This is a genomic window from Croceivirga radicis (assembly GCF_002072105.2).
GTDB classification, from domain to species: domain Bacteria; phylum Bacteroidota; class Bacteroidia; order Flavobacteriales; family Flavobacteriaceae; genus Croceivirga; species Croceivirga radicis.
On sequence record NZ_MTBC01000015.1, the window covers coordinates 1 to 9,903 of the forward strand.

Annotated in this window: 4 protein-coding genes and 1 pseudogene; all 5 read left to right on the forward strand. The window is 38.9% G+C overall.

The genetic code is table 11. The features are described 5' to 3' along the window. Window positions 1-747, forward strand: a 747-nt coding sequence (locus tag BUL40_RS15500; RefSeq protein WP_176465500.1) for a gliding motility-associated C-terminal domain-containing protein, incomplete at its 5' end; no start/stop codon positions are given. 19 nt (window positions 748-766) lie between these two features. Next, entirely contained in the window at window positions 767-1,711 is a 945-nt protein-coding gene (locus tag BUL40_RS15505) for a PorP/SprF family type IX secretion system membrane protein (protein ID WP_176465501.1), read from the forward strand. Window positions 1,712-1,722: 11 nt separating this feature from the next. After that, window positions 1,723-3,654: an OmpA family protein gene (locus BUL40_RS15510; RefSeq protein ID WP_080319982.1), complete on the forward strand. Its 1,932-nt coding sequence runs from the start codon at window positions 1,723-1,725 to the stop codon at window positions 3,652-3,654. A 175-nt stretch (window positions 3,655-3,829) separates the two neighbouring features. Continuing rightward, complete coding sequence (locus BUL40_RS15515; protein ID WP_080319983.1) at window positions 3,830-8,287, forward strand: Calx-beta domain-containing protein; 4,458 nt, start codon at window positions 3,830-3,832, stop codon at window positions 8,285-8,287. A 264-nt stretch (window positions 8,288-8,551) separates the two neighbouring features. Then, window positions 8,552-9,903, forward strand: a pseudogene (locus BUL40_RS15520) (hypothetical protein); the annotation flags it as partial.

The following is a 9,903-nucleotide window of genomic DNA, read 5'->3' on the forward strand; positions in this document are numbered from 1 at the left end:
TACGAGGGATCGGGCAATGAGGGCATCACCCCTGAGGACACGGACCAAGACGGTACTCCTGATTATCTGGACGATGACAGCGACAATGATTTGGTACCCGACAGTAACGAGGGACACGACTTCGACTATGACGGCGAGCCGGACAATACGTACACGGGAGTGGACACGGACAACGACGGTCTGGACGATGGCTATGAGGGCAGTGACGTGAACGACGGCTATGACGTTAACGATGAGATAGAGGACCCTGCGAACGATCTACCGGATACCGATGGAACGGAGGACGTAAACTACCGTGATTTGGACGATGACGGAGACGGCATAGATACCCCGGACGAAGATGCGAACGGGGATGGCGACCCGACCAATGACGATTGGGATAGCGATGGTACACCAGACTATTTAGATCCAGATTTGGAACCATCAACCACAGATCCAGAGAAAATTGAAGTAAATCAGTTGCTGACCCCTAATGGTGATGATAAAAATGAATTTTTATTCATTAGAAATGTAGACAAAGCAGTTAATAATAATCTGCAAATTTATAATAGATGGGGAGTGTTGGTTTATGATGGTAAAAACTATAATAATGTTAACAACACTTTTGATGGGCGTTCTAGAGGGCGTTCTACATTAAGTGCAAATGATTACTTGCCAGCTGGTATTTATTACTACATATTTGAGTACGATCATGCAGATTCTGGAGAACATGTTGTGGATAGTAGTTATTTATACATAAGCAAATAATATGGAAATGAAATTTAAAATGAGGAATATAATTATAGGGTCAATATTTGCTGTTTTTTCAATACAATCTATTAGTGCACAACAAGACGCGCAGTATACCCAGTACATGTTCAATACCTTAACCGTAAATCCAGCCTATGCAGGATCACGAGGGCAACTCACGGCTGCGGCTTTGTATAGGTCGCAATGGGTTGGTTTAGAAGGTGCGCCAGAAACTTTCACGTTAAACCTGCATTCCCCTATTAGGAATAATAGGATTGGTTACGGTATTTCCTTGGTAAACGATAATATAGGAAATGGTACGGTCCAAGAGACCTACTTAGATGCTACTATTTCTTATACCATAGATGTTGCTAGAGATGCCAAATTGTCTTTCGGTTTAAAGGGTGGCGGAAATATGTTGAGTTTGGATTTTCAGAAATTAAGAAATTTTGATGAAGAGGTTGTTGCTCAGGACAATATAGATAACCGGTTTTCACCTAATTTTGGACTTGGGGTTTATTATCATACCAGTAGGTTTTATGCAGGTCTATCCGCACCAAATATTTTAGAGACAGAATATTTTGATAACGATCAAGCCGATGCCAATTCAGTGAATTTTTTAGCAACAGAACGTATAAACTTTTATTTCATAACAGGGTATGTTTTTGATTTAAATGGTAATTTAAAATTTAAACCTGCATTATTGACTAAAGCTGTTGGAGGTGCTCCATTACAGGTTGATGTCTCAGCGAATTTTTTATTCAATGAAAGATTCAGTTTTGGAGCAGCCTATAGATGGGACGCCGCTTTAAGCGCATTGGCAGGATTTCAAATTACGGACCAGTTAATGTTAGGGTTGGCATACGATAAGGAAACCACTGACCTAGGTACTAGAAGGTTTAATGATGGTTCTTTTGAAATTTTTCTCCGATTTGAACTGTTAAAACGTTTTCAACGAACTATAAGTCCTCGTTTCTTCTAAAAAAAGCTGGTATGATTTCTAAAAGAATAATTTCTCTTAGCATTTGTTTACTTGCTATATGGAGTATAACTGCACAAGAAAAAGCGTTAGAGAAGGCTAATCAAAAATATGATGAGTATAGCTTTAGCCCCGCTATCGATATTTATAAAAAAGTTTTGGATAAAGGGTTTACTTCTCCAGACTTGTTAAAAAGGTTAGGTAATGCCTACTATTTCAATGCACGGTACTCTGAGGCTGCAGATATTTATGAAAAATTGGTTGTCGAATATGAGGCTGCCGATACAGTTATTACGGCTGGTTACTATTTTAGATACGCACAATCCCTAAAAACATTGGAGAAATATGCCGAGTCTGAGGCTATCATGGAAAAGTTTGCGGCAAAAGCTTCTTCAAGTTCTATAAGAAAAGCCTTAGAGTCGGATTATATGTCTAAGATTGAGGAGAATTCTGGAAGATACACCTTAGCGTCATTTCCGTATAATTCCAAATATTCAGATTTTGCACCAGCATTCTACAAACAAGGATTAATCTTTTCATCCGATAGGGATACCGGTAATTTGGCTAGATACAGGCATACATGGAATGCCAAGGATTTCTTGGATTTATATCAAGTAGATTCAACCCAGATGGTTAGCAAGGTGCCAGGTGAAATAAATACCAAGTTTCATGAATCAACATCAATAGTTACAAAGGATGGAGAAACAATGTATTTTACTAGAAATAATTTTGCCGATGGTAAACGGGTAAAAAGTAGTGAAGGTACCACCAATTTAAAAATATACCAGGCAAGTTTAGTAAATGGCGAATGGACAGATATAATAGAATTGCCTTTTAATAGTGATGAGTATTCAGTAGCTCATCCAATGCTTAGTCCGGATGAAAAGCAATTGTATTTTGCCTCGGATATGCCTGGTACCAGAGGTGCTTCAGATATTTGGAAGGTTAGAATTGTAGGTGACGGCACATTTAGCAGTCCTGTGAACTTAGGCGATAATATTAATACGGAAGCAAGGGAAACTTTCCCTTTTATCACTAAAAATGATGTGCTTTACTTTTCATCTGACGGTCATCCGGGTTTAGGAGGTTTAGATGTTTTTGCAACAAAAATTGCGTTTCAAGAGTATGATCAGCCTATTGTTAACGTAGGTAGGCCAATTAATAGCAAGTTCGATGATTTCTCTTATATCATCGATGATGTTTCCAAAAAAGGGTATTTTTCTTCCAATAGGCTAGAAGGGAGTATGGGAGATGATGATATTTATGCGTTTACAGAGGATATTGCACTTCAATTAGATTGCTTGCAAGAAGTTACAGGCACGGTTAGAGACCGTATTTCCAATGAAATTTTGATAGGGGCTACCGTAAAACTTATTGGCGAAGACAATACGGAAATAGCAACTGCCATTACAGATAACCAAGGAAAATACTTTTTAACTTTGGATTGTTCCAAAGGTAATTTTGTTAGGGCATTAATGGAAGGTTACGTGCCAGCAGAAGAGTTTTTACCCTCTAGTTATGGCAAACCTAGAATTGTAGATTTTTATTTGGAAAGAAATTTGGTGACTGGCGGTTTTGGAGACGATTTGGCTAAATTGTTACAGCTAAGCACTATATATTTTGACTTAAATAAATACAACATAAGACCCGATGCAGAAATAGAAATACAAAAAGTAATAGCTGCAATGGAAAAATATCCTAGTTTACGTCTTAAGGTAAATGCGCATACAGATAGTAGGGGTAGGGACGAATACAATCTATGGTTGTCTCAAAAGCGTGCAGAAGCCACGGTAGATTATATGGTTTCTAAGGGCATTTCTAGGGAAAGGCTCCAAGGAGAAGGATACGGTGAAAAATTACTACTTAATAATTGTGATGATGGGGTGTATTGTACCAAAACACAGCATCAACTTAATAGACGATCAGAGTTTATTATAATGGAGTAATTACCATATACATACTTTTTAAAAACGACCTGTAGGGTCGTTTTTTTTTGTTCGGTTTTTTATTTCACTTCAATCTCACCTTATTTGATTGTTAATATTAACCCATTGACAACAAATATTCTTAACAAAAGATTTGCATAACTACTTTTGAAAGTTGATAGATACCCCCTAATCTATGATTGATTTTAAAAGAGTTATAGTTTTATTGCCATTAGCACTTATTGTTTTTGCTAGTTATGGTCAAGAAACCTTTTTAGATAGATTTAACAATACCTCCTATTCCAATAACGATGGTTCGCAAAATTTTTCCTCCGACTGGATAGAACAAAGTGATGGTGGTAGTTCGCCGTTTGGAGGTAGAATCACGATATCCAATAATCAACTTAGGTTTAGAAATACTGATAACCGATGGATCTATAGGTTTGTTCCGCTGGCCGGAGCAACATCTGCTACACTGTCCTTGGATTACAATGCCAATTCGGCTGGTGGCGAAGCAATAGACGTTTTTATTTATAATGCGGATACCAATGGTTGGAATTTTATTCAAAGAATTAGTGGAGGTACGGGTACTGTTACTTACAATCTAACCGCAGCAGAGATAGCTTCGAATCCGGCGATTATTTTTTATCCGGCAGATACCAATTGGCAATCTAATGATACTATTTTTATAGATAATGTTCAGTTTACCGCTACCTACCAACCAGAGCTTAGAGTACAAGATGTAACGGTAAATGAAGATGATGGTACCGCTACTTTTACCGTTGAACATATTGGGGGTAATGCAACAGGACCGTTTACCGTTAACTATGCAACTAGAGATGGCTCTGCAATAGCAGGTCAAGATTATACAACAACAACTGGTTCTATTAATTTTAGCGGTAATGTTGGTGATGATGATACGTTCTCTGTCCCTATTATAGACGATACTATTTTTGAAGGGGATGAGGCATTTGAGGTTTACTTTACTTCTGTTACCAATAGCGGCGTAGATATAACTGATACAGCTAATGGAATAATTTTAGCGAATGACGCATTAATTATGTCAGATGGGGATTCGGCAGATTCTTGTAATGATATATTTTTAGATTCTGGTGGTGTAAATCAATATGCGGATAATTTGGATATTGAGTATACCATTTGTCCTGATATTAGTGATAATTATTTGGAATTGGATTTTACACAATTTGATGTAATTCCAGGAGATATCTTATATATCTATGATGGTGACAATACAGGTGCAGATTTAATAGGCGCTTATGACAATGACAATATTCCTACTCAAATCTTTGCAACGAATGAAGATGGATGTTTAACATTCCGATTTGTGTCTGATAACAACACAACTGGAAATGGGTGGCAGGCTAATGTGTCTTGTTCGCCACCAGGGCCAAAAATTGCGGTGGAAGATGTTTACATAGATGAAGATGCCGGTACAGCTGTATTTACCGTAACCCATGTAAGAGAACGTCACGGTAGAGATACATTTTTAGGATTTTTTCATACGCCTTTTACAGTTGATTATACAGTAACAGATGGTACTGCAACTAATGGAGCTGATTATGTTGCCGTAAATGGGACACTTACCTTCAATGGTAGGGTAGGTAATGTACAAACCTTTTCTGTACCTATAGTTAATGATGGTATTCCGGAACTGGTAGAATTTTTTACGGTTGGGTTTACAGACGCGACAGCACAATATGCTACAGTAGATTATAGTGATACGGCAAGAGGCTACATCAATTCTCAAATTTTAGCTAATGACCCTCTAACCTTGTTTCAAGAATTTGATGGCTATTATGATTATGTTACCACGGGTGGTACTTTACGTACAAACGATAATAATACAGATGCTTGTAGTATAACTACATCTTCTTCTAATACCTTAATTGCTCCCATACCAAATACAGGAACGGTGGTTCGGGCTTATTTATATTGGGCACACTCTAGTACTACCGTAGACGGAACGGTTACTTTTGAGGGGCAAACCGTAAATGCCAATTATCAATACCAAACCACGCTTACCAATAGAAACTTTTTTGGCTATGTTAGTGACGTAACAAGCATAGTTCAAGGCATAGCAGACCCATCTACTAATGTATATGATTTTACAGATTTAGATGTAGACAACACTGGTGACTATTGTTCTACGGCTACAGTTTTGGGAGGATGGACCTTATTTGTTTTTTACGAAGATCCTAATTTACCGGCGGTAAATATTAATTTGTATCAAGGATTTGATGGCCTAAGTAATGAGGGTACTTCGTTTACCTTAGATAGTTTTTACGCCATTGCGGGTGCGGGAGCTAAGGCTTCATTCTTGTCTTGGGAAGGAGATTCTACTTTAGATGGTAATAGTTCTGGAACAACAAATCCCAATGGTGAAAGTTTAACAGTTACTAATGAAGCCAATCAAACATTTAATTTATCTGGAGATGGTGGCCAAACCGGCAATAATGCCTACAATTCAACCATGTATGATAATACGGTTACCCCAGATTATAACGATACTGCTACCTATGGGGTAGACTTAGACACCTATGATATTTCAACTTACATCTCACCTGGAGATTCACAGGTAACGGCAAATGTTAATGTTGGGCAAGATTTTGTCATTTCTGCTGCTGTAATCTTAAAGGTGCCCTCTAACCTAATTGCAGGAACTGTTTTTGAAGACGTTAACTATCCTGGAGGTCTTGGTAGGAACATGACTAACGCCAATGGCGTTGGTGTTTTGGGAGCTATTGTAGAATTGTATGAGGACGATGGTGATTTTGTAAGAAGAACAAATACAAACGCCAACGGAGATTATAGTTTTGGAGGTATGGCAGATGGTGATTACTACATAAAAGTAGTAAACCCTACAGTACGTTCTACAAGGCCAAACGGAATAAATTGTACAGCTTGTTATCCGGTACAAACCTATAGAAGCTTTGGTGATGCCACCACCAACAATGAAGTTCTTGATGAAATAGGTGGGGCCAACCCTGCAGCCAACACAGATTCTGCACTAGGTGTTTTCCAAGATTCACAGAGTTTATCTGAGGTAAGTATTGCCAGTAGTGGTGTGGCTAACATCGATTTTGGCTATAACTTTAATACCATTGTAAACACCAATGAGTCCGGACAAGGTTCTTTGGAACAATTCATCATTAATAGTAACACCTTAGGTGAGGCAGGTTTGGATATTGAATCCAATGCTATTTTTGACCCGGCAGCGGAAGAGGATACCTCCATATTTATGATTCCCCCAACAGGTGATCCTTTAGGGAGAACAGCGGACCCCAACTATCAAGGTGGTGGTTTTTTTGATATATTTATTAATAACAGTACCAATCTTACAGATATAACCGGTACAAATACCATAATAGACGGTAGAACACAAACGGCTTATTCCGGTGATTCTAATTTAGGTGTTTTAGGTTCAGGTGGTACTGGAGTAGGCATAAGCAATGCCATTTTACCAAATTATGAGCGTCCAGAGATTCAAATTCATAGAAACGGAGGCGATATATTGGATTTAAATGGTACTAATATTTCGATAAGAAATGTTTCTGTGTATGCCAATAACAATGCAGCCATACGCGTAAGGGGTGGTAGTGCAACTATTTCTAATAACGTACTGGGTGTTAATGCCATTGGTGCGCAAGCAGGCAATATAGACTATGGCATAGAGCAAACGGCAGGTACGGCAACGATAACTTCAAATTATATCTCTAGAAATTCTGATGCTGGAATTTACATAAATGGCGGTACAGCTAGTAATATCAATCTAAACCATCTAATTTCTAACGGAACTACCGCATGTAATGGTAATATTTTAATCAATAATGGTACTGGAATCACTATTGCTCAAAATCTTTTGGAAAATCCAGGAGCTGCTAATGTTGAATTATCAGGAGTAGATGGTTTAATAATAACAGAAAATAGCATAACTGGTGCTGGCCAAAATGGGGGTAATTGTAGTGGTTCCCTTAAAGCAATGGGTGTACTAATTGATGGAACAGGAAACACAGTAAGTCAAAATCGAATTTATACTAATGGCGAAGCTGGCATAGTGGTAAGCAATGGAACCGATAATACCTTCACTCAAAATTCGATTTTTGCTAATGGCACAATTAACCAAAGCTTGGGAATCGACTTAAATGCAGATGCCGTTACTTTAAATGACAATGCAGATGCCGATACGGGACCTAATAATTTAACCAATTTTCCTTTGATTACGGCGGCCTATATTGCCGGTAACGAAATGGTAATAAAAGGTTGGGCCAGACCCAATGTGCAGATGGAATTTTTCTTTACAGATGTAAATGAGGGCACTGCGATAGCTGGGGATAATCAGTTGGGTACCACTCAAGATTATGGAGAAGGTCAATTATACATTGGAGCCGCGCAAGAGGGTGGGCCACAAGATTTAGACGCCTCAACTGCCGGGTATACAGATACAGATGGCAATACTGATAATACCAATCGGTTTCATGTTAGAATCCCATTACCATCAGGAACAGAGTTGGGCGAAATGATAACAGCAACTGCTACGGACGGAAGTGCAACTTCAGAATTTTCACCAATGTCAGTACTAAAGGTGGCTACGGTAATTACTAACCGTAGAATAACCTATCGGGTTAACCAATAAGAGTTCGATAAAGTGGTGAGACCTATGAATTCTTATTAGGGTTCATAGGTCTTGCTATTTCTGGCCTAATCGATAAACGACCTATTAAGAAAATTTTAACCTCAGTTTTTATAGGGTATACTTTGTTAAAATGCTGTTACACAACAATTATTTTAAGCAGAATCCTTTTTGATCAATTTTTGCATTAAACATAAAATGCCCCAAATCAAGGTTTTTCAAAAAGCATAACTGGCAAACCTTGAGTATTTTAAACACAAACCTATAATGTATAAAAGAAACTACCCCAAAAGAAAGTCTTTATTACCAGTATTACTGTTTTTATTTACTGGTTTTGCATTTGCTCAGACCACCGTTACATTACAAGATCAATGTAATTGTGAGGTGTTGAGTGGAACTGAAGTTTCCGCTCCAGGTATGGCTACACCTGCAGGAGCAGATGTAGGTGATATCTATGTAAATACCAATACAGGTACTATTTACTACTGGGACGGAGATTCTTGGGAACTAACATCTTCTGATGATCAACAATTACAAAATTTTACTTTTGATAATAATACCGGAGAATTGTCTCTTTCTTTAGAAAATGGGGGAACGGCTACAGTAATATTACCAGTAGAAACCATAACAAGTTTAACCAATACCCTTGGGGCGGGTAATACAATTGGTGAGTATACCAATGAAAATGGAGATGTAGTTTCTATTTTAGAAACAATTACTACCATACAAGATAACGGTGATGGTAACATAACTTTCGTAAACGAAGCAGGTACAAGTATTACTGTAGCTAAATCAGCAATCACAGATTTAGGCAACGGCGTGTATCAATTTACTAATGGGGATGGAACGGATGTAACTTTAGATACCAGAGCCTCTAGCAACCCATATGACAATACCACCAGTGGTTTAGCTGCTACGGACGTACAAGCTGCAATAGATGAAATCAACGCTGCCGCGGGAACAGTTGCCTTGGTAGACAATGGCGATGGCACCTATGTATTCACGGATGCATCGGGAACAACGACTACGATAAGCGATACAAGTTTAAGTACGGTTGCCGATAATGGTGACGGTACGTATACATATACGGACGAAGCTGGTAACACCCAGACTATCGATACCAGAGCATCCAGCAACCCTTATGATAATACAACTAGTGGTTTAGCTGCTACGGACGTACAAGCTGCAATAGATGAAATCAACGCCGCTGCGGGCACGGTTGCCTTGGTGGACAATGGCGATGGCACCTACGTATTTACGGATGCATCGGGAACTACCACAACGATAAGCGATACAAGTTTAAGTACGGTAGCCGATAATGGTGACGGAACGTACACCTACACGGACGAAGCTGGTAACACCCAGACTATCGATACCAGAGCCTCTAGTAACCCATACGATAATACCACCAGTGGTTTGGCGGCGACTGACGTACAAGCCGCGATAGATGAAATCAACGCCGCTGCGGGCACGGTTGCTTTAGTTGACAATGGCGATGGCACGTATGAATTTACAGATGCATCAGGAGCTACAACTACGATAAGCGATACAAGTTTAAGTACGGTAGCCGATAATGGTGACGGAACGTACACCTACACGGACGAAGCTGGTAACACCCA